Here is an 18,422-nt window from a genome sequence, read left to right as displayed (position 1 = left end):
CGTGCAGGCAGGCCGCTTCGCGGGGCTGCTGCACCGCCATCCCCTGGCGGTGATCGTGATCGCTCAGCTCTTTGCGACCTCGCTGTGGTTCAGCGTGAACGGGGTCGGGCTGTCCCTGCAGCAGGAACTGGGCTGGACGGCGACCGAGATCGGCTGGCTGACGATGGCGACGCAGCTGGGGTTCATCATCGGCACCCTGGTGGCGGCCGCGACCGGCCTGGCCGACCGGGTGCGTGCCAGTCGCCTGTTCATGGTGTCCGCGCTATTGGGGGCGCTGGTCAATGCCGGGTTTGTCCTGTTGGCCGGCGTCTGGGAGATGGCGCTGGTGGTGCGCTTTGTCGTCGGGCTGTGTCTGGCCGGGGTGTATCCGCTGGGCATGAAGCTGGTGATCAGCTGGACGCCGCAGCACAAGGGCTGGGCCCTGTCCTGGCTGCTCGGGATGCTCACGCTGGGAACGGCGCTTCCTCATCTCCTGCGGGGCGTGACCCTCGATCTGGTCTGGCCGGTGCCGATGATGCTGGCCTCCGTGCTGGCGGTGGCGGCCGCCTGGATGATCGCGCGCCTGGGTGACGGCCCGCATCTGCCGCCGCCGGGGCGCACACCGGGGCTGGGCAAGGGCTTTCGTGCATTGGGCGGGCGTGATTTTCGTGCGGTGGCCGGCGGTTACTTCGGCCATTGCTGGGAGCTGTATGCCTTCTGGACCCTGGTCCCTCTGCTGGTGGCGCATGAGCTGACCCGTCTGGATGCCCCGGCGGGGCTGGTACCCTGGCTGGCCTTCGCGGTGATCGGGCTGGGCGCGGTGGGCTGTGTCTGGGGTGGCCGGCTGAGCCGCCGACTGGGGAGCCTGCGTGTCGCGCGGGTGGCGCTCGCCACATCCGGGCTGGTGTGCCTGTTGTATCCGTTGCTGGCGGGGCTGGCGCCGTGGCTGCTTCTGGGTCTGTTGGCCCTCTGGGGGCTGACGGTGATCGCGGATTCGCCCCAGTTCTCCGCGCTGGCCGCGGAGAGTGCGCCACAGGATGCGGTGGGTTCCGCCCTGAGCGTGATGAATGCCATCGGCTTTGCGCTCACCCTGCCTTCGATCCTGGGGACCGCCTGGCTGTGGGATGACCTGGGGCTGTGGGTGGTGTGGCTGTTGTTGCCCGGCCCCGCGCTCGGCTTGTGGGCGCTCAGCCGGCTGTCGGGCCCACGGGGCGCCGGGAGAGGCTGACGCTTTCAGCGCCGCCCGGATGGGTTATGTGTCCCCGGCCACAAGCCGGTCGCGCCCCTGGGCCTTCGCGCGATACAGACGGTCATCGGCCCGATCGATCAGGGCTTCGGGCGTGAGGTGCTCCGGGTCACACTCGTCGGACCAGGCCAGGCCGGCGCTGACCGTGAAGGCCAGCGATTCGCCCTCGAACCGTGTGTCGAGTTCGCGGGTGGCCTGCAGCAGGCGCTCGATCGCGGTGATGGCGGCCTCGTGATCGACATGGCTGAGCACCACGATGAATTCCTCGCCGCCAAATCGAGCGACAATGTCGAAGACCCGATGCTGGCGCCGCAGCAGATCGCCGAAGTTGCGCAGCACCTCGTCGCCGGCCAGGTGCCCATGGGTGTCATTGAGGGCCTTGAAATGGTCCAGATCCAGGATCGCCAGGGCAAAGTGTTCGCCGTGGCGGCGCCAGGCCTCGATCTGTTCGCGCAGGCGCTCCATCAGGTAGCGGCGGTTGTACAGGCCGGTCAACGGGTCGGTGATCCCCAGATCGCGTAGCTGGATCTCCAGGTGGTTGCGCTGCAGTGCCTCCGAGATCAGGTTGCCGAGCACCAGCAGCAGTTCATCCTGATCCTTGCGCCAGGTGCGTGGGCGCAGCATGTCCATCCCGACGAAGCCGGTGACCTGCTGCCCAGTCAGAATGGGTACGCAGATCAGGGTCTTGACCCCTTGTTGCCGGAACAGCCCGCGCTCGGTGGCCGCCTCCTTCGGGAGGTCGTCCACAGAGGGGATGACCACGGGTGTGCGCTGTTCGAGCATCTCCAGCATGCGTGCACGCCACCAGGGCAGTTCCTTGAGGTCTACATCCCGCAGCTGATCCATTACGGAGAACACGCCGGGGGCACACCATTCGTGGGTGTTGTCCATATTCTCGCCATCCGCCGACAACTCGAACAGGTAACAGCGGTCGCCCGCGAAAAAGCGCCCGATATCGGCCAGCGCGGCATCCAGGCGCTCGTCCATCAAGTCGGCGCTGGCGGTTACAAAGTCCGAGGACAGGTGTGCCAGCATCGCATTGAAACGCGCCTGATACTGAAGCTCGTCGTGCATGCGGCGGCGATCGGTAATGTCTCGGGCGACACCCACATAGCCCGTGATCTCGCCCGTCGCGCTGCGGATCGGGGCGCCGCTCGAGACGTGCCAGCGCCATTCCCCTTCTTGATGCCGGATGCGGTACTCGATTTCCTGCTCGTTTTTCTCGGAGCGGATGGTGCGCTGGAGGAAGCGGCCGAATTCCTCGCGGTCGTCCCGATGGACGTAGTCGGTGATGGGGGTTCCGGTCGCCTCTTCGGCGGCATAACCCAGCACTCGTGTCCATTGCGGCGAGACATAGGTGATGACGCCGGCCGGCGTGAGGGTGTAGATGATGTCGCCGATGTTCTCGACCAGCTGGCGGTACTGGGCCTCGCTGGTGCGCAGCTGATCCTCCAGCAGTCGCCGTTCGGTGATGTCGTATATCGTGCCAATGCTGGCCGGGCCGCTTTGCAGCTCCACGCGGCCGGCGGTCAGGTCGACCCAGCGGGTCTCGCCCTCGCCGGTGATGACCTTCATCTCGTAGTGATCCGGCACCTTTTTGCCCGCGATCCGGTCGCGGGCCCGCTGGGTCACGGCCTCGCGCTGTTCCGGGTGGATGATCTCGTAGAAGGGCTGGTTCAGCAGCCAGGATTCGGGGCGCTGAAGGATACGGGAAAGGGCCGGATTGACGGTCTGGAAATGGTCGTCCTGGAGGATGAATACCCCGGCCGCGGCGTGTTCGGTCAGGGTACGGAACAGCTCGCGCTCGTCCTCGAGTTCGGCAGTGCGCTGGCGAACGCGTGTCTCGAGCGCGCGCCGCTGGCGAAGCAGTAATGCGGCATACAGCAACACCGCCAGCAGGCCCAGGCCAATGACGGTTGGGAGCAGCCAGGTGGGGATCACCTCGACCGTATCCGAGTGGATCCAGCGCTGCGTGATCTGGCGCAGCAGTTCGTCATCCAGCTGGGCGATGGCCGTGTTGATTTCGTCCAGCAGTTCCTCGTTACCGTGAGTCACCGCTGCGCGCAGGGGCTGCTCGTAGAGCAGCTCCAGGGGGTGAAACATGCCCGGCTCGCCATGACGGTCCAGCAGATACATCGCGACCGGGTAGTCGCCCACGAAGACATCGATCGTGCCTTCCACCGCGGCGCGCACCATTTGCTCGTTGTTGTCGAAGACCTGCAGCGGGTGTTCGGGTCGTTCGCGCCGCATGAACTCGAGTTCGAAGCTGCCCGACACCACGCCCGCCGGCTTGTGCGCGAGTTCGTCCAGTCGGGCCACGGGCGCGCCGGTGCGCACAAAGGCGAAGGTGCGCAGGGGGAACAGCACGTCGCTGAAGGCCAGTGTTTCTTCGCGTTCGGGAGACCGGATGAGCCCGCCGTGGACATTGGCCTCGCCGTCGCGGACAAGATCCAGGGTGCGCGGCCAGTCGACCAGCCGGAACTCCACCGGGCGGTCGAGCTCGTTTGCGAGTTCCTGCCACAGATCGACCAGCAAACCCCGTGGCTCGCCGCCGTTGTCCGCGAAGGCGAAGGGTGGCCAGGCATGGTCCTGGGAGACGATCAGCGGTTGTGTCGGTTCGTCGGCCTGAACGCTGGCGCCGCAAAGGAGCAGGAGGCCCATTGCCAGAACACTGGCGGGCGATGCGACGAGCCGGCGGCACTCGCGAAGCCATTGGAAAAGGCGGGGGAAGCCGGTAGCGGGGTGGAGTGGTGTCACGTCGTTTCGGGCCGTGTCGATGAGCTATCGTGACACAGTCCTTGCGTATTGCCGACCCCTATCGATTGGGCGTCATGGCGTCATCCCCCAGGTGCTGACGGGCCTTCTCCAGGAGTTCGGCCGCCAGGTCGGGTTCGTGGCGCAGGCGGCGTCCCCAGTTCGGGAAGACGTTTTGCTCCTCGCGACTTTCGTGCTTGGCGAGGGCCCCGGAGATCAGGGCGAAGAAGGGGGCTACCATCCAGGCCTCCTCGACGCCTTCCTGGAACTCGTGTTCCAGCAGCGCGGTTTGTTCCAGGATCTCGTCATGTTCGCGCAGCATGATCGTGACCGGGTCCTGGCTGCCGGCCCCGCGCGAAATTTCCAGTGTCGGGACGATCAGTTCGTTCTCCACATGAACGTGCCGGCGCAGGCCTCCCACGTAGGCCTGGAAGTCGGGTGCTGCACCCTCGAGATCGCCGGCATTGACCTTGTGCAGGGCGCTGGCGAACAGCCGGTCGATGCGCAGGTGGTCGCGCTGCAGCAGATCGACAAGGTCCACGGGCGCGACGTCCTCGCGCCGCTGGACGCGCAGCTTCCACAGGGGCGGGCCGTTCTCCTGCACCTGCCAGTGGATGGCGTGGCGCAACTGCAGGCTGACCGCATCCATCAGCAGCTGTGGCTCCTGATCCAGCCAGACGTCGAAGACCTGACCCGGTTGCAGTTCGCGCAGCGTGTAGTAGGCGCGGGTGTGCGCGTGGTCGGCCAGCCCCCGCAGGTCCAGCAGGAAGTCACTCATCGGCGGGTTCCGTGTACGCATCCGGGATGCCGCGCCGGTGCGCCATGGAGCGTCCGATACGGGCGCGTTCCTCGGCGTTGAGCAGGTGTTCAGCCAGCGGCAGTACGGCTTGTTCCTCCAGCTCGAGGTGGGCCCGGTAGCGCTGGATCCAGTCAGTCGCGCCTTCCAGCGGATCTGCGTGCCCGGCCGCAATGTTTTGCAGCGCAGGCTCCAGGGCGTCCCAGCCAGCCTCTAGCTGGGGGTGCTCCGCGCTCAGGCGATCCATCCACTCACCCAGTTGTGGATGGGCCTCGGGGTGGTCGCGGTACGCCTGCAGGATCGGGAACAGATCCTGGTCCTCGTCGGCGTGATGTTGCGGGGCGGCCTGCTCGAAATAGGCCAGCACACGGCGAGCCGCGGATTGGGCCTCCGCGTCGGCCCCGTGCTGCTCGATGTGTCCCGACAGCCGCTCCATTGTGTCGAGGCAGTTCGTGATCCGCCGATGACAGGCCCGCAGGAGCTCGATCGGGCGGTGGAAGCCGGGCGCGGGTTCTTGGAGGTGCAGTTTCATCAATAGGCTCGGATGGCGGGGCAATCGGCGTGTGCTCAGCGCACATGTGGGGCGTACTGTCACTGAATGCGCAAGCGTCCGTGTTGATCTCGATCAATGCATTTACGATGTATCTTATCGTAGTCTAGCCTCGCTGCAGAACAAACAAAAAAGGGAGCAAACGCGACATGCATCCACGCAACCGGATGTTCATCCTGGCCGCGCTGGCCTATGCGCTGCTGGGTGGACTCATCAGCATCGTCTGGCTGGCCCATCCGGGGCTGATCCCCGGCAATGTGCCACGCATCCATGGTCACCTGATGCTGCTCGGCTTTGTCACCATGATGATCTACGGCGTAGGGCTCCACGTACTACCGCGCTTCTCCGGGCGTTCGCTGTTCTCGGAACGGCTGGGGCATGCGCAGTTCGTGCTGGCCAATCTCGGTCTCTGGGTGATGATCGCCGGCTGGATGATGTTCCATAACCCGACTGTTGCGGTCGGCGGGGCGATGGCCTGGGGGGCGATGATCCTGTTCGCGCTGAATATCGCACTCACCGTGCGCCACTACGGCCCGAAGGGGGCGTGATGAGCCATACCGAATACAACGGCTGCGAGTTGCCGGACGACCTGTTCTACGACCTCGACTATGTCTGGGTCCGCCCGGAGGGCGACGGGACCTTCACCCTGGGGATCACCGATCCCGCCCAGACCATGGCGGGCCGCGTACAGTACTTCCGCTTTCGCAAGCCCGGTTCGCATCGGGCCGCGGGCAAGCCGGTCGCGCGGCTGGAGTCCGGCAAGTGGGCGGGGGGCATCCCCACGCCCTTCGACGGCACCATTGAGCGCATCAACCCGGCCGTGGAGGCCGACCCCGGGCTGGTGAATGTGGCCCCCTATACCGATGCCTGGGTGGTGGTGATGCGCCCGGACGACCCGCAAAAGGCGCTGGAGCGGCTGCATACAGGGCCCGAAGCCGTCGACGGGCTCAAGCAGTGGATCGACCGCTACGACATCCACTGCATGCGCTGCGCGGACTGAGGAGACGGACTCATGAAGGTGGAACTGCTGGTGTCCGAATGGTGTGCCTCCTGTCACGATGCCGAGCGCATCTGGCGCGAGGTGGCGGAGAAGAAACAGATCGATTTCGCAGTCGTCGACATGGGGCAGCCGGAGGGGCGTCAACTGGCGACCCGGTTGCGCATACGTTCCATCCCGGCCGTGGTCGTGGACGGCGAACTCAAGCACATCGGGCTGCTGGACCGCACGGCCGCGACCGCGCTGGTCGCCGAGGCGCCGGAGCGCACGCAGAAGGCTGCACGTCATGTCGGGCTGGGGCTTTCGGCCTCCAGCCGTGCCTCGGTACTGGGCGCCATGATCTGGCTGCTGATCGCGGGTGCCGCCTTGCCGCTGGGCGGCTTCTTTCTGGATGGGGCCGCGCGTCCCGCCGCATTGCACGGCTTTACCCTCGGGTTCCTGCTGCTGCTGATCATGGGGCTGGGCGAGCACATGCTGCCGCGCTTTACCGGGCACCCGATTGCGGGTGGCTGGCTGTGGGCCTGGACACCGCAGATTCTGGTACATCTGGCTGTGCTGGGTATGGGCTTCGGCTGGCTGCTGGGCGTGCCAATGCTGACCGCGGTCGGTGCGCTAGCCGCGTTCGTCGCGCTACTGCTGTTTACGCTGCGCATCGCGCCGCTCCTGCTGCGCCCGTCCCTGTGAGGGTCCTGCTTCTGCCGAGGCGGTAGAATGCTGCACATGGGCCTTCAACGGAGCCGCTGACAGTGAGTCTTTTCGACAAACGCATCGCCGAACTGGAAGAAGAGCTGCCGCATCTGGACCCCGCGGAACTGGTCGACTGGCGCCAAACTGGGCGGTCCTTTCTGCTAGTGGATGTGCGCCAGCAGGAGGAGGCGGCCGAAGGCAGTATTGAAGGCGCGGTGAATATCCCCCGGCCCAAGCTGGAGGCCAGCATCGAATCCCACATGCAGGACCCCCAGCAGCCCGTCGTGGTGTTCTGCGGGGGCCGTGGCCGGTCCCAGCTGGTGGCGGACAGTCTGCGCGCGATGGGAATGGATGCCCGGGTCCTGCGTGGTGGCTACTCGGCGTGGCGTGACACGCAGACTTGATCGCAGGAATGCCAGTCGCGGCTGATATGGCTTTTTGGCCGGGGCTTGGCTACTCTCGGGTCTGATTCTCCGATTTGGGATTTGTCCCCGTTTTATTCAGCGCGCCTCCGGTGGGGGCGCGTTCTGCTTTATTGGAGTGTGTAAAGGTGAGTAATCCGAAGATCGTCGTCTCCAACACGGACATGGAGCGCCTGGACAAGCTGCTGGAATCGCTGCCGGACGACAGCTTTCCCGGCAAGGCCGACCTGGAGGCCGAGCTGGACCGCGCGGATGTCGTTGATTCGCGCCAGATCCCGGGTTCGGTGGTCACGATGAATTCCAGGGTCCGTTTCCGGGTGATCGAGTCCGGCGAGGAGTTCTCGCTGACGCTGGTCTATCCGCGTGACGTGGACGAGAGCGGCGGCACGTTGTCGATTCTGGCGCCGGTGGGCAGTGCGCTGCTGGGGCTGTCCGAGGGGGACGAGATCGAATGGCCGCGCCCGGGTGGCGGGAAGATGCATGTGCGCATCGAGGCCGTCGAGTACCAGCCGGAGCGCGCCGGCGAGTATCACCGCTAGCGAGTTCAGTTGCGTCAGGCGCTGACTCGCTCAGCACTGTTCCCAGGGCAGCCCGTGGTAGCGCCAGCCGCCGCGGGTGGAACGCTGGTGGTGTTCGTCCAGCGGTCCTTCAAAACCTTCTTCCACCGAGTACACGTTCTCGATACCGGCATCGACCAGGGCCTGGCCAGCGGCCAGCGTGCGCTTGCCGCTGCGGCAGATCAGGTAGAGCGCGGGGGCATCCTCGCTGTGATCCTCGGCCCCGCCCAGCAGCAGCTTGCGTACCTGGGGCACGAAGTGAGGATTCACGGTCCAGTCCGGTTCGTCGATCCACGGGATATGGATGGCGCCCTGCGGGTGCCCGACGAACAGGAATTCCATCGTGGAGCGGATGTCGATCAGCAGGTCGCGCGGGCGCTCCTGCAGCCGCTGATGCGCCTCCTGCGGGCGGATCCGGCGTACGCCGGGCGCGGGAACCGTCTTCTGATTGGCGAGAGGGTCTTCCATTCAAGCTCCGGACGCGGGTGGGCGGCCATCCCTGGCCGCGCGCCCCGATCCCTGGGGTTGCAATGGCATTACATCGCGAAGTCGAGTCGTTCCTGGACCGAGTCTAGCGCGGCCTGGGCACATTCTTCATCCAGATCACCACCGGGAGCACCGGACACGCCCACCGCGCCGATCATGCTGCCGGCCACCTCGATCGGCAGCCCGCCGGCCAGCATGATGATGCCGTCCACGTGGTTCATCTCCATGCGGATTTCTTCGCGGTTGTCGCGGAAGCTGCCGGAACTGGTGCCGGACATGACTGTGGCGCGGGCCTTGTCGCCGGCAATCTGGATAGTCTGCACGGCCGCCAGATTGTCGCGCATTACGGAGCGATCGTTCCCGGCGCGGTCAACGACCACGGCGCTGGTCTGGTGTCCCTTCTCGCGGCAGGCCAGCACCGCGGCCTCGGCGATGTCGTTGGCCAGTTCCATGCTCATCATGCGCTGGTTGAACACGTCGGCCTGGGCCACGCTGGCCAGTCCCAGACAGGCCGCGGCGGCGGTACCGGCGGCCAGACGCTTGATCGAACGCGACATATCCATCTCCTGTCTTTTGTTATGGGTGCTGCGCTGCCGATCATGGCAGAAACATCTTGGCTTTGCTGCCCGGTCGGGCTCGCGACAGGCGACAGCACCGCGCGGCGCGGATACACTATCGCGCATGTCGGGAAACAGCTTTGGGCGACTGTTCGTCGTCAGTACCTTTGGTGAGAGTCACGGGCCGGCCCTGGGCGCGGTGGTGGACGGCTGTCCGCCTGGTCTGGAGCTTTGCGAGGCGGACCTGCAGTTTGATCTGGATCGCCGCCGGCCGGGACAGTCGCGCCACACCACCCAGCGCCGCGAGCCGGACCAGGTGCGCATTCTGTCCGGGGTGTTCGAGGGCCGAACGACCGGCACCCCGATCGGCCTGCTGATCGAGAACGTCGATCAGCGCTCCAAGGACTACAGCGAGATCATGGATCGCTTCCGCCCGGGGCATGCGGACTACACCTATCACCGCAAATACGGCTCGCGCGATTACCGCGGCGGCGGGCGCAGCTCCGCGCGCGAGACCGCGCTGCGTGTCGCGGCGGGTGGCATCGCCCGGCGCTACCTCCAGCAGCGCTACGGGATCGAGATCCGTGGCTGGCTGTCACAGCTGGGCCCGATCGAGCTGGAGGCGAAGCAGCCGGAGATCGTCAACGACAATCCGTTCTTCTGCCCCGACCCGGACAAGGTCGCAGAGCTGGAGGAATACATGGATGCCCTGCGCAAGTCCGGCGATTCGATTGGCGCGCGGGTGACCGTCGAGGCTGTCGGTGTGCCGGCAGGCTGGGGCGAGCCGGTGTTCGATCGCCTGGATGCGGAACTGGCGCATGCGCTGATGAGCATCAATGCGGTCAAGGGTGTGGAGATCGGGGCCGGCTTCGAGTCGGTGACCCAGCGGGGTACCGAGCACCGTGACGAAATCACCCCCGACGGCTTCCTGTCGAACCACGCCGGCGGCGTGCTGGGCGGGATCAGCACCGGCCAGGCCGTGCGTGCGAGCATCGCGCTCAAGCCGACCTCGAGCATCCGTCTGCCCGGACGCAGCATCAACACCGCCGGCGAACCGGTGGAGGTGGTCACCAAGGGCCGCCATGACCCCTGCGTAGGCATCCGCGCGACCCCGATCGCGGAGGCGATGATGGCACTCGTGCTGATGGACCATGCCCTGCGCCATCGCGGACAAAACGCCGACGTCGGTGACACCGGTCTGCCGGAACTGCGCGACCTGCCGCACGACTGATATGGGCGCGCTCCGTCGTGCCCGCATCGCCGGGGGTCCGCTCCGGTGATCCCCAGCGCACGCCTGTCCACGGTCTACTTCTTCTATTTCGCGAGCCTCGGCGCGTTCATGCCGTTCTGGGGCCCGTATCTGTCCGAGGCCGGCTTTAGCGGATCGCAGATCGGCGAGTTGATGGCGATCGTGCTCGCCACCAAGATCATTGCACCCAACGTCTGGGGCTGGCTCGCGGATCGCGCCGGCGCGCACATGCCGATCACCCGCTGGGGGGCCTTTGGCGGTGTGGTCGCCTTTGCCGGGGTGCTGCTGTACACCGGCTACTGGTGGCTGGCCGTGGTAATGGCCGCCTTCAGTTTTTTCTGGAATGCGATCCTCCCGCAGTTCGAGGCGACCACCATGCGTACGCTGGGTCGCGATGCCCATCGCTACGCGCTGGTCCGGTTGTGGGGGTCGGTCGGGTTTATCGTGGCGGTCGCGCTGCTGGGCTGGGCGTTCGACCAGATCGACATCGCCTGGCTGCCCTGGATCGTCCTCGGGATCTTCGCCACCCTCTGGCTGACGACCCTCTGGGTGCGCGAGCCGGTGCGCGACCTGGATCAGGACAACAACGTCCCGGCGCTGGTGGCAGTACTCAAGCGGCCCGAGGTGATCGCGCTGTTTGTGGCCTGTTTTTTCATGCAGGCGAGCCACGGCCCGTACTACGCGTTTTTCACGCTGTATCTGGAGGAGGCCGGGTTCTCGCGCGCGGTGGCCGGCCAGCTGTGGGCGCTCGGGGTCGCGGCGGAGGTGGTCCTGTTCCTGCTGATGCCGAGGCTGATCCTGCGCTTCGGCGCCTGGTTCCTGGTGTCGGTGGCACTGGTGCTGACCACCCTGCGCTGGGGGCTTCTGGCCGCCATACCTGACTCGCTGCCCATGCTGCTGTTTATCCAGGCCCTGCATGCGGCGAGTTATGGCGTTTATCACGCGGCCGCCATCTCGCTGATCCATTACTTCTTTCCCGGGCGCCTACAAGGGCGCGGGCAGGCCCTGTACTCTTCCCTGGCATTCGGGATGGGTGGTGCCAGCGGAAGCCTGGTCGCGGGCTACCTCTGGGATGGCATCAGCCCCGCCTCGGTCTATGTGTTCGCGGCGTTTCTGGCGGCGGCTGGCGTGCTGGCCTCGGTATACGGGGAGTGGCGACACAAGACGCCAGTACGCACGCCATAGGCCGCGCCGCTTGAAGCGTCAGGCGCGCCCGTTCTCGGCATCGAGCCGGCGTTGCACACGGGTCATCAACTGACCGGAGACGCGTTCGACCAGCGAGTTCGCGGCACGGCGCACCGCGGCCTCCAGCAGCGGGCTGCCCAGGCGGTATTGCAGCTCGAACTCCACCTGCGTGTGGCCGGGTTCGCCCGGACTCAGCCGGTAGCTGCCCCGATTCTGGATACCGCGGATCGAGCGCCAGGCAAAATACTCCGGGCGCGCCGCCTCGCAGACCTCCACATCGAAGTGCAGCTTCATCCCCGCCGCGCGGATGGTCCAGCGGTAGCGCGCGCCCCCCAGCGGCTCGATATGCTCGACGTTGTCGCACAGATCGACAAAGTTGGGCACATGGCTCAACAGGTCGAAGACCTGCTCCGGTTCCGCGTGGAGAGAGGTGTTGTGGGTGAGCTGACGCATCGTCCGGCTGCCGGGAAGGTTGAGCGGTACTTGCTGATCAGAGGCTCGCGCAGGCCGTGGGTTCCATGCAAGCGAGTCTGCGGCGGGCTACGATGACGGTTCACCCCCCACCGGTTACCGCGATGTCCGCCCCGTCCGCCGAACCCGAGTTTCTCAAGCGCTTCCAGGCGGGCAGCACCGGCGTGCTGCACTGGACTGACCTGGAAGCCTTGTGGGCGCGGCTGCGCGAACGGGCGGACGACCACTGGTATATCTATGCCGTGGGCGATGCAGTGCCCCAGGCGCCAGTGCCGGCGGATGATTTCCGGCGCTTCCTGGAGGAGGTCGATCACTTGCTGCGGCAGGACCACGACGAAGATTACTGCGGCATCGTCTATGTCGACGATCGTGATGCCCCAAGCTTCGTGAAGATCTTCGACCCGAACCACTTGGGGGCCAGTTGCGGGTCCTCGGGGCTGAGGATACTGCCCGGCTGGGTACTCTCGCGGGTCCCGCCCGTGGATCTGCAGGCAGCGATGCCGCCGACCGGCAGCCGCCGGCGCTGGTGGCAGCGCCTGTTCGGTGGGGCAAAATGAGTACAGCCGGCACACAGGGGAGACGGGGCGATGGCTGATTCCTGGTGGCAGCGCCTGCGCGGGCAGGGGCGCGTGCTGTTCGCGCTGGGCATCCTGCTGCTGGTGATCGTCTGGATCGCCTCCGGGATGTTCGGGCGCGAGGCCGACGAGGCGCCACGGGCGGCCGAGCCGCAGCCGATGGCGGTGGCCGTGACCACGCTGGAGGCGGACCCGGTGGAGCGCCTGCTGGTGCTGCAGGGGCGAGTAGAGCCGGATTTGCGCGTGATGGTGCGCGCCGAGACCGCCGGCCAGGTGGCCGAGTGGGAGGTGGCCCGCGGGGCACGCGTGGCCGCCGACGTACCCCTGGCGCGACTGCGCATGGACGACCGCGAGGCGCGCCGGCGCCAGGCGATCGCGCGGCTGCGCGGGGCCGAGAGCGAATACGAGGCCGCCCAGCGGCTGCACGATCAGGGCCATGTATCTCGCACCCAGCTGGAGGCCCGCGAGGCCGAGCGCGAGGCCGCCCGGGCGGAGCTGGAGGCGATCGAGCTGGATATCCGCAACACGCGCATTATCGCCCCGGTGGACGGGGTGGTGAATCAGCGCCTGGCGGAGCGGGGCGACTTCGTGGCACGTGGCGACCCGGTGGCGGAGATCGTGGACAACGACCCGCTGCTGGCGGTGGTGCATGTGCCGCAGCACCAGATCGGGCGCGTGGAGCCGGGCCAGGCGGCGCGCATCCGCTTCCTGGACGGGCGCCGCGCCGAGGGCGAGGTCCGGTTCGTCTCGCGGGTGGCCGAGGTCGGCACCCAGACCTTCCGCGTGGAGGTCGAGGTCCCGAATGCCGACGAGGCGCTGCCCTCCGGGATCAGCGCCGGGGTTGAGATCCCGACCGAGACGGTCGCGGCGCACAAGCTCTCGCCGGCCTGGATGGGACTGGACGACAACGGCCGGGTCGGGGTGAAGACAGTGGATGACGACGACCGGGTGGTCTTCCACGCAGTCGAGGTGATCCGCGCCGCCACCGATGGCGTCTGGGTCACCGGGTTGCCGGAGCGCGCACGGGTGATCACCATCGGCCACGGCTTCGTGACCCCGGGCGAGACCGTCCGGCCCCGGTCCACCGAGGCATCGACGGGCGCGGCCGGGCCGGAACCGGTGGGCGGGGCGCTGCCGTGAAGGCCCTGATCGCCTGGGCGGTAGAACACGCCCGGACGGTGCTGCTGTTCCTGCTGCTGATCCTGGTACTGGGCGCGACCGCCTACCAGGTGGTGCCCAAGGAGGCGGCCCCCGAGATCGACATCCCCATCTTCTTCGTGTCCGTGCCGTATCCGGGGGTCAGTCCGGAGGATGCCGAGCGCCTGATGCTGCGCCCGCTGGAGCGCGAACTGCAGACCCTGCCCGGGGTGGACGAGATGCAGTCCTGGGCCGGCGAGGGCTTTGCCCTGGTGCGGCTGGACTTCGAGCCCGGCTGGGACAACCGCCGGGCCCTGTCGGACCTGCGCGAGGAGGTCGACCAGGTGCGCCCGGAACTGCCCGCCGGGGCCGAGGACCCGAGCGTCTCCGAGGTCGACCTGTCGCTGTTCCCGGTGCTCACGCTGAACCTGTCCGGGCCGCTGGACGAGCGCACGCTGGTGCGTCTGGCGCGCGACCTGCGCGACCGCGTGGAGGCGATCCCCGGGGTGCTGGAGGCGGATGTCGGCGGCGACCGCGAGGAGCAGATGGAGGTGCTGGTCGATCCGCTGGTGCTGGAGACCTTCGAGCTGTCGTTCGACGAGCTGACCCGGGCGATCGAACGCAATAACCGTCTGGTCGCGGCTGGGGCGCTGGACACCGGGGCCGGGCGCATCCCGCTGCGGGTGCCGGGCACCATCGACGATGTCGACGACGTGCTGGATACCGCGATCCGGGTGGAGGGCGACGCGGTGGTGCGGGTGCGCGATGTCGCCGAGGTCCGCCAGAGCTATCTGGACCCGGAAGGCTTCACCCGCATCGACGGCCAGCCCTCGGTGTCGCTGGAGATCCGCAAGGCCTCGGAGGCCAACATCCTGGAGGTGGTGGCGGCCGCGCGCGCGACCATCGAGGCGGCGCGTGCCGACTGGCCGGAGACGGTCGAGGTCACCTACCTGCAGGACATGGCGCGCGATGTCGACGACTTGCTGGGCGATCTCGAGAACAGCGTGATCGCTGCGGTGCTGATCGTGGCGCTGGTGATCCTGGCGATGATGGGGGCGCGCGCGGCGCTGCTGGTGGGGGTGGCCATCCCCGGGGCCTTCCTCGGTGGCATCCTGGCGATCTATCTGATGGGCTTCACGCTCAATGTGGTGGTGCTGTTCGGGCTGATCCTGGTGGTCGGCATGCTGGTGGACGGTGCGGTCGTGGTGGTGGAGCTGGCCGACCGCTATGTGGCCGAAGGCATGCCGCGGCGGGATGCCTTCCGCGCCGCGGCGCAGCGTATGTCCTGGCCGATCACCACCGCGATCGGGACCACGCTGGCGGTGTTCGCGCCGATGCTGCTGTGGCCCGGTATGGTCGGCGAGTTCATCGTCTATCTGCCGGCCACGGTGATCGTGACCCTGATCGCCTCGCTGGCGATGGCGCTGGTGTTTATCCCGGCGCTGGGGGCCGTGATCGGCCAGAGCCGGCCGATCAACGCGGCCCAGACGCGCTACGTGCGCGCGGCCGAGGACGGCCGCTATGACGAACTGCAGGGCCTGACCCGCGCCTACATCCGCCTGCTGCAGCCGCTGGTGCGCCGCCCCGTCTGGACGCTCGCGGCCACGCTGGCGCTGGTGGCCGCCGCCTATGCGCTGTACGCCCAGCAGGGGCGCGGGGTGGAGTTCTTCCCGCAGGTGGAACCAGACTTCGTGCAGGTGCAGGTACAGGCGCGCGGCGACCTGTCGGTGTGGGAGGCGGACGCACTGGTGCGGCAGGTGGAGGGGCGCCTGCAGGGGGTGCCGCAGATCCAGCATGTCTATGCGCGGACCATCGGTACCCAGCTCGGGCGGCTGCAGGGCGACTACCCGGAAGACCTGGTCGGGCTGATCCAGCTGGAATTGATCGCCTGGCGCGAGCGCCCGCCGGCGGCCGCGATCATCGAGGACCTGCGCCAGCGTACCGCCGACCTGCCGGGCATCCGCCTGCAGTTTCGTGCCCAGGAACGAGGGCCACGAGAGGGTCGGCCGATCGTGGTCGAGGCCTCCAGTCGCCACGCCGATCGCATTGCGCCGGTGATCCGCGAGATCCGCAGTGCGATGGACGAGCTGGGCGGCTTCGAGGACGTGACCGACGACCTGCCGCTGCCCGGGGTGGAACTGGAGGTGCGCTTCGATCGCACGCAGGCGGCGCGCTTCGGCGTGGACGTGCCGTTGCTGGGCGAGGGCGTGCAGTTGCTGACCCGCGGCATCCAGCTCGGCAGCTACCGCCCGGACTACAGCGACGAGGAGGTCGATATCCGCCTGCGCCTGCCGGCGGAGCAGCGCCACCTGCAGCAGCTGGCCACCCTGAACCTTCCCGGCGCGACCGGGCTGGTGCCGCTGGCGCATTTCGCGGAACTGGTGCCGGTTCCGGCCACCGGCCTGATCAAGCGCCGCGACGGTGACCGCGCCTACACCCTGGAGGCGGATGCGGCCAGCGGCTTTCTGGTGGACGAGCGTCAGCGCGCGCTGGAGGCGCGCATCGCCGGGATGGACCTGGACCCGGACGTGCAGCTGCGGTTTCGCGGCCAGGCCGAGGAGCAGGCCGAGGCGGCGCGCTTCCTGCTCGCGGCCTTCGCGCTGTCGCTGTTCCTGATGCTCGCGATGATGGTTACCCAGTTCAACCGGTTCTCGCAGGCGCTGCTGGTGATGTCGGCGATCGTGTTCTCCACCGCCGGGGTGTTGCTGGCCCTGCTGCTGCGCGGCGAGCCATTCGGCATCGTGATGAGCGGGATCGGGGTGCTGGCACTGGCCGGGATCGTGGTGAACAACAACATCGTGCTGATCGACACCTACAACGAGCAGCGTCGACGCGGGCTGGATGCCCTGGAGGCGGCCCTGCGCGCGGCGGCCCAGCGCATGCGGCCGGTGCTGCTGACCGCGATCACCACCATCCTCGGCCTGATGCCGATGGTGCTGGCCTGGACCGTGGATTTCGCCGGAAGGGATTTCTACGTCGGGGCGCCGGTGACCGGCTTCTGGGTGCAGCTCGCGACCGCGATCGCCGGTGGCCTGTTTGTCGCCACGCCGCTGACGTTGCTGTTCACGCCTGCGATGCTGGTGCTGCTGGATCGGCTGGGGCTGGACCGGCGGCCCGCGCCAGAGCCGCAGCGCGCCTGAGTCAGCGCCCGGCGAGCTGGCGCAGGCACTCCATGTAGGCGTTCTGGTCTGGCGCCACGTTGTTGCGCTGCGCCTCCCACAGGGCCTGGCCCAGGCACTCCATCATCCGGTGCTCGGCGTCCATCACCCCGAAGCGGGCGCACAGGCCCTGGTGCAGGGCGTGGATACCCTCTGGGCGGTCGGTGCGGGCCTGGTCGCGCAGGCTCAGGTGCATCGCCATGTGCAGGAACGGGTTGGAGGTGCCCAGCTCCGGCGGGAATTCGCCAGTCAGCGCGGTCTCGCGGTCCTTGATGAATTCGTGGTACTCGGGGTGTTCCGAGATCACGTCCACCAGCTGCTGTTCCAGGTCGGTCAGCGTCTCGCCGGCCTGCGCCTTGTGCCAGGCGTCGACGAACTGGGTGCGGATCTGGTCGCGGTTGCCGTACATGGGGGTTCCTCGAAGGTATGGGGGCGGTCAGGCCCCGGCTGGGGGTGGCGTCTTCGCCTTGTACTCGCACAGGTCCTCGATCGGGCAACGCCAGCATTCGGGCTTGCGCGCCTTGCAGACATAGCGTCCGTGCAGGATCAGCCAGTGGTGGGCGTCCTGCAAATAGGGCTTTGGCGTCAGCCGCATCAGCCGCTTCTCGACCTCCAGCACGTTCTTGCCGGGCGCCAGTCCGGTGCGGTTGGCGACCCGGAAGATGTGGGTGTCCACCGCGATGGTGGGTACGCCGAAGGCGGTATTCAGGACGACGTTCGCGGTCTTGCGGCCCACCCCCGGCAGGGCCTCCAGCGACTTGCGGTCGCGCGGAACCTCGCCGCCGTGCTGGTCGACCAGGATGCGGCAGGTCTTGATCACGTTCTCGGCCTTGGCGTTGTACAGGCCGATGGTCTTGATGTGTTCCTTTAACCCGTCCAGCCCCAGCGCGAGGATCGCCTCGGGCGTGTTGGCGGCGGGGTAGAGGCGGCGGGTGGCCTTGTTCACGCCGACATCCGTGGCCTGGGCCGACAGGATGACTGCGATCAAAAGTTCGAAGGGCGTGTTGTATTCGAGCTCGGTGGTCGGCTCGGGGTTCGCCGCCTTCAGGCGTTCGAAGATGGCTTCACGCTTCGCGGCGTTCATTAATCAGTGTTTCCCTAAACAAACCGGCCCCGCAGGGCGGGGCCGGATGCTGCGGCAAGGCTGCCGATCAGACGTGGCGGAACAGACCGACGTCCGGGGCCGCTTCGCGCGGGTTGGACTCGGCTTCCTTCTCCAGGTCCTTGATCATCTTGGCGTGCTTCTCTTCGAGATCGTGCATCGCCTTTTCGTCCATCTTCGGGAAGATGACGTCGCGAATGAACGAGCCCAGCTCGTCCAGGCAGCTCGGCCAGTACTTGCCGTTCAGATGGAACGCGTGGTGGGCATGGGTGCCCATCGGATAGCTGTCGAACTTGGTGATCATGGTGTAGGAGAGGTCGGCGTCCTTCTCGACGAAGTCCTTGGCCCAGTCGTACCACCACTTGTAGTACTTCTCCTGCAGGTCCTCGTTGAACCCGTGGTTTTCGAAAAAGGCGGCGATGGTGCCGCGCGGGGCGAGGCCGTAGCGCGTGCCGCGCTTACCAGCAAACGGGAAATGTCCAGCCATGCCTATCTCCTGGGACGTTTGGATTGC

The 18,422-nt window shown here is 67.2% G+C and carries 20 protein-coding genes; 11 read left to right on the top strand and 9 right to left on the bottom strand.

The annotated features are described in order from the left end of the window. Nucleotide 1: 1 nt before the first annotated feature. Entirely contained in the window at nt 2-1,207 is a 1,206-nt protein-coding gene (locus F466_RS0109520; protein WP_018993995.1) for an MFS transporter, read from the top strand. A gap of 24 nt (nt 1,208-1,231) precedes the next feature. Here F466_RS0109520 and F466_RS0109515 read toward each other — a convergent pair whose 3' ends face one another. The 3 genes from F466_RS0109515 to F466_RS0109505 all read right to left on the bottom strand — a co-directional run bounded on the left by F466_RS0109515 (nt 1,232) and on the right by F466_RS0109505 (nt 5,307). Beyond that, the gene (locus F466_RS0109515) at nt 1,232-3,886 is read right to left on the bottom strand and encodes a diguanylate cyclase (RefSeq protein WP_018993994.1); all 2,655 of its coding nucleotides are present in this window, start codon (nt 3,884-3,886) and stop codon (nt 1,232-1,234) included. A 154-nt stretch (nt 3,887-4,040) separates the two neighbouring features. Continuing rightward, the gene (locus F466_RS0109510) at nt 4,041-4,757 is read right to left on the bottom strand and encodes a hemerythrin domain-containing protein (RefSeq protein ID WP_018993993.1); all 717 of its coding nucleotides are present in this window, start codon (nt 4,755-4,757) and stop codon (nt 4,041-4,043) included. Further along, nucleotides 4,750-5,307: a hemerythrin domain-containing protein gene (locus F466_RS0109505; protein WP_018137747.1), complete on the bottom strand. Its 558-nt coding sequence runs from the start codon at nt 5,305-5,307 to the stop codon at nt 4,750-4,752. The genes F466_RS0109510 and F466_RS0109505 overlap by 8 nt, the downstream gene beginning before the upstream one ends. Nucleotides 5,308-5,474: 167 nt before the next feature. Between F466_RS0109505 and F466_RS0109500 the strand changes: the two genes are divergently transcribed. From F466_RS0109500 to rnk, 5 genes are all read left to right on the top strand, one after another. Then, nucleotides 5,475-5,873 carry a hypothetical protein gene (locus F466_RS0109500; protein WP_018993992.1) on the top strand — a complete coding sequence of 133 codons (399 nt, stop codon included), beginning with the start codon at nt 5,475-5,477 and terminating at the stop codon, nt 5,871-5,873. Next, the gene (locus F466_RS0109495) at nt 5,873-6,325 is read left to right on the top strand and encodes a glycine cleavage system protein H (protein ID WP_018993991.1); all 453 of its coding nucleotides are present in this window, start codon (nt 5,873-5,875) and stop codon (nt 6,323-6,325) included. The genes F466_RS0109500 and F466_RS0109495 overlap by 1 nt, the downstream gene beginning before the upstream one ends. 12 nt (nt 6,326-6,337) lie before the next feature. Then, nucleotides 6,338-7,006, top strand: coding sequence for a thioredoxin family protein (locus F466_RS0109490; RefSeq protein WP_018993990.1), 669 nt, complete (start codon nt 6,338-6,340; stop codon nt 7,004-7,006). Nucleotides 7,007-7,068: 62 nt separating this feature from the next. Continuing rightward, entirely contained in the window at nt 7,069-7,413 is a 345-nt protein-coding gene (locus F466_RS0109485) for a rhodanese-like domain-containing protein (protein WP_018993989.1), read from the top strand. A gap of 146 nt (nt 7,414-7,559) precedes the next feature. Then, complete coding sequence (rnk, locus tag F466_RS0109480; protein WP_018993988.1) at nt 7,560-7,970, top strand: nucleoside diphosphate kinase regulator; 411 nt, start codon at nt 7,560-7,562, stop codon at nt 7,968-7,970. Nucleotides 7,971-8,000: 30 nt separating this feature from the next. Here the strand turns inward: rnk and F466_RS0109475 are convergent, their stop codons facing one another. Together F466_RS0109475 and F466_RS0109470 are read right to left on the bottom strand one after the other, a co-directional pair. After that, on the bottom strand, nt 8,001-8,456 hold the full coding sequence (locus tag F466_RS0109475; RefSeq protein WP_018137752.1) for a rhodanese-like domain-containing protein: 456 nt from the start codon (nt 8,454-8,456) through the stop codon (nt 8,001-8,003). 68 nt (nt 8,457-8,524) lie between these two features. Beyond that, entirely contained in the window at nt 8,525-9,031 is a 507-nt protein-coding gene (locus F466_RS0109470) for a heme-binding protein (RefSeq protein ID WP_018137753.1), read from the bottom strand. A gap of 124 nt (nt 9,032-9,155) precedes the next feature. On the opposite strand from F466_RS0109470, the gene aroC reads away from it, so the two are divergent. Continuing rightward, a complete protein-coding gene (gene aroC / locus F466_RS0109465; RefSeq protein ID WP_018137754.1) occupies nt 9,156-10,262 on the top strand; it encodes a chorismate synthase in 1,107 nt (368 codons plus the stop codon). A gap of 45 nt (nt 10,263-10,307) precedes the next feature. Continuing rightward, nucleotides 10,308-11,465: an MFS transporter gene (locus tag F466_RS0109460; RefSeq protein ID WP_018993987.1), complete on the top strand. Its 1,158-nt coding sequence runs from the start codon at nt 10,308-10,310 to the stop codon at nt 11,463-11,465. An 18-nt stretch (nt 11,466-11,483) separates the two neighbouring features. On the opposite strand, the gene F466_RS0109455 is transcribed toward F466_RS0109460, so the two are convergent. Next, nucleotides 11,484-11,918, bottom strand: a complete 435-nt coding sequence (locus F466_RS0109455; protein WP_018137756.1) for an SRPBCC family protein — start codon at nt 11,916-11,918, stop codon at nt 11,484-11,486. Nucleotides 11,919-12,040: 122 nt separating this feature from the next. On the opposite strand from F466_RS0109455, the gene F466_RS0109450 reads away from it, so the two are divergent. The 3 genes from F466_RS0109450 to F466_RS0109440 are packed head-to-tail and all read left to right on the top strand — an operon-like array spanning nt 12,041 to nt 16,788. Next, nucleotides 12,041-12,493: a hypothetical protein gene (locus F466_RS0109450; RefSeq protein ID WP_018174108.1), complete on the top strand. Its 453-nt coding sequence runs from the start codon at nt 12,041-12,043 to the stop codon at nt 12,491-12,493. Nucleotides 12,494-12,523: 30 nt separating this feature from the next. Continuing rightward, nucleotides 12,524-13,651: an efflux RND transporter periplasmic adaptor subunit gene (locus F466_RS0109445; protein WP_018993986.1), complete on the top strand. Its 1,128-nt coding sequence runs from the start codon at nt 12,524-12,526 to the stop codon at nt 13,649-13,651. Next, nucleotides 13,648-16,788, top strand: a complete 3,141-nt coding sequence (locus tag F466_RS0109440; RefSeq protein WP_018993985.1) for an efflux RND transporter permease subunit — start codon at nt 13,648-13,650, stop codon at nt 16,786-16,788. The genes F466_RS0109445 and F466_RS0109440 overlap by 4 nt, the downstream gene beginning before the upstream one ends. A gap of 1 nt (nt 16,789) precedes the next feature. Here the strand turns inward: F466_RS0109440 and F466_RS0109435 are convergent, their stop codons facing one another. The 3 genes from F466_RS0109435 to F466_RS0109425 all read right to left on the bottom strand — a co-directional run bounded on the left by F466_RS0109435 (nt 16,790) and on the right by F466_RS0109425 (nt 18,395). Then, the gene (locus tag F466_RS0109435; protein ID WP_018174105.1) at nt 16,790-17,215 is read right to left on the bottom strand and encodes a DUF1841 family protein; all 426 of its coding nucleotides are present in this window, start codon (nt 17,213-17,215) and stop codon (nt 16,790-16,792) included. 27 nt (nt 17,216-17,242) lie between these two features. After that, nucleotides 17,243-17,890, bottom strand: coding sequence for an endonuclease III (nth, locus tag F466_RS0109430; protein WP_018993984.1), 648 nt, complete (start codon nt 17,888-17,890; stop codon nt 17,243-17,245). A 67-nt stretch (nt 17,891-17,957) separates the two neighbouring features. After that, on the bottom strand, nt 17,958-18,395 hold the full coding sequence (locus F466_RS0109425) for a hypothetical protein (protein WP_018993983.1): 438 nt from the start codon (nt 18,393-18,395) through the stop codon (nt 17,958-17,960). Between the last annotated feature and the right edge of the window lie 27 nt (nt 18,396-18,422).

The organism is Thioalkalivibrio sp. ALgr1, assembly GCF_000378285.1.
Lineage (GTDB): Bacteria > Pseudomonadota > Gammaproteobacteria > Ectothiorhodospirales > Ectothiorhodospiraceae > Thioalkalivibrio.
The sequence above is the reverse complement of the archived record's forward strand: the minus strand, read 5'-3'. Positions and strand labels throughout refer to the sequence as shown.

What these genes read in the sequence shown, in the direction of transcription:
- F466_RS0109515 (WP_018993994.1), bottom strand. Translation starts at nt 3,886, where the DNA reads ATGGGCCTCCTGCTCCTTTGCGGCGCCAGCGTTCAGGCCGACGAACCG.
- F466_RS0109510 (WP_018993993.1), bottom strand. Translation starts at nt 4,757, where the DNA reads ATGAGTGACTTCCTGCTGGACCTGCGGGGGCTGGCCGACCACGCGCAC.
- F466_RS0109505 (WP_018137747.1), bottom strand. Translation starts at nt 5,307, where the DNA reads ATGAAACTGCACCTCCAAGAACCCGCGCCCGGCTTCCACCGCCCGATC.
- F466_RS0109500 (WP_018993992.1), top strand. Translation starts at nt 5,475, where the DNA reads ATGCATCCACGCAACCGGATGTTCATCCTGGCCGCGCTGGCCTATGCG.
- F466_RS0109495 (WP_018993991.1), top strand. Translation starts at nt 5,873, where the DNA reads ATGAGCCATACCGAATACAACGGCTGCGAGTTGCCGGACGACCTGTTC.
- F466_RS0109490 (WP_018993990.1), top strand. Translation starts at nt 6,338, where the DNA reads ATGAAGGTGGAACTGCTGGTGTCCGAATGGTGTGCCTCCTGTCACGAT.
- F466_RS0109475 (WP_018137752.1), bottom strand. Translation starts at nt 8,456, where the DNA reads ATGGAAGACCCTCTCGCCAATCAGAAGACGGTTCCCGCGCCCGGCGTA.
- F466_RS0109470 (WP_018137753.1), bottom strand. Translation starts at nt 9,031, where the DNA reads ATGTCGCGTTCGATCAAGCGTCTGGCCGCCGGTACCGCCGCCGCGGCC.
- aroC (WP_018137754.1), top strand. Translation starts at nt 9,156, where the DNA reads ATGTCGGGAAACAGCTTTGGGCGACTGTTCGTCGTCAGTACCTTTGGT.
- F466_RS0109455 (WP_018137756.1), bottom strand. Translation starts at nt 11,918, where the DNA reads ATGCGTCAGCTCACCCACAACACCTCTCTCCACGCGGAACCGGAGCAG.
- F466_RS0109450 (WP_018174108.1), top strand. Translation starts at nt 12,041, where the DNA reads ATGTCCGCCCCGTCCGCCGAACCCGAGTTTCTCAAGCGCTTCCAGGCG.
- F466_RS0109445 (WP_018993986.1), top strand. Translation starts at nt 12,524, where the DNA reads ATGGCTGATTCCTGGTGGCAGCGCCTGCGCGGGCAGGGGCGCGTGCTG.
- F466_RS0109435 (WP_018174105.1), bottom strand. Translation starts at nt 17,215, where the DNA reads ATGTACGGCAACCGCGACCAGATCCGCACCCAGTTCGTCGACGCCTGG.
- nth (WP_018993984.1), bottom strand. Translation starts at nt 17,890, where the DNA reads ATGAACGCCGCGAAGCGTGAAGCCATCTTCGAACGCCTGAAGGCGGCG.
- F466_RS0109425 (WP_018993983.1), bottom strand. Translation starts at nt 18,395, where the DNA reads ATGGCTGGACATTTCCCGTTTGCTGGTAAGCGCGGCACGCGCTACGGC.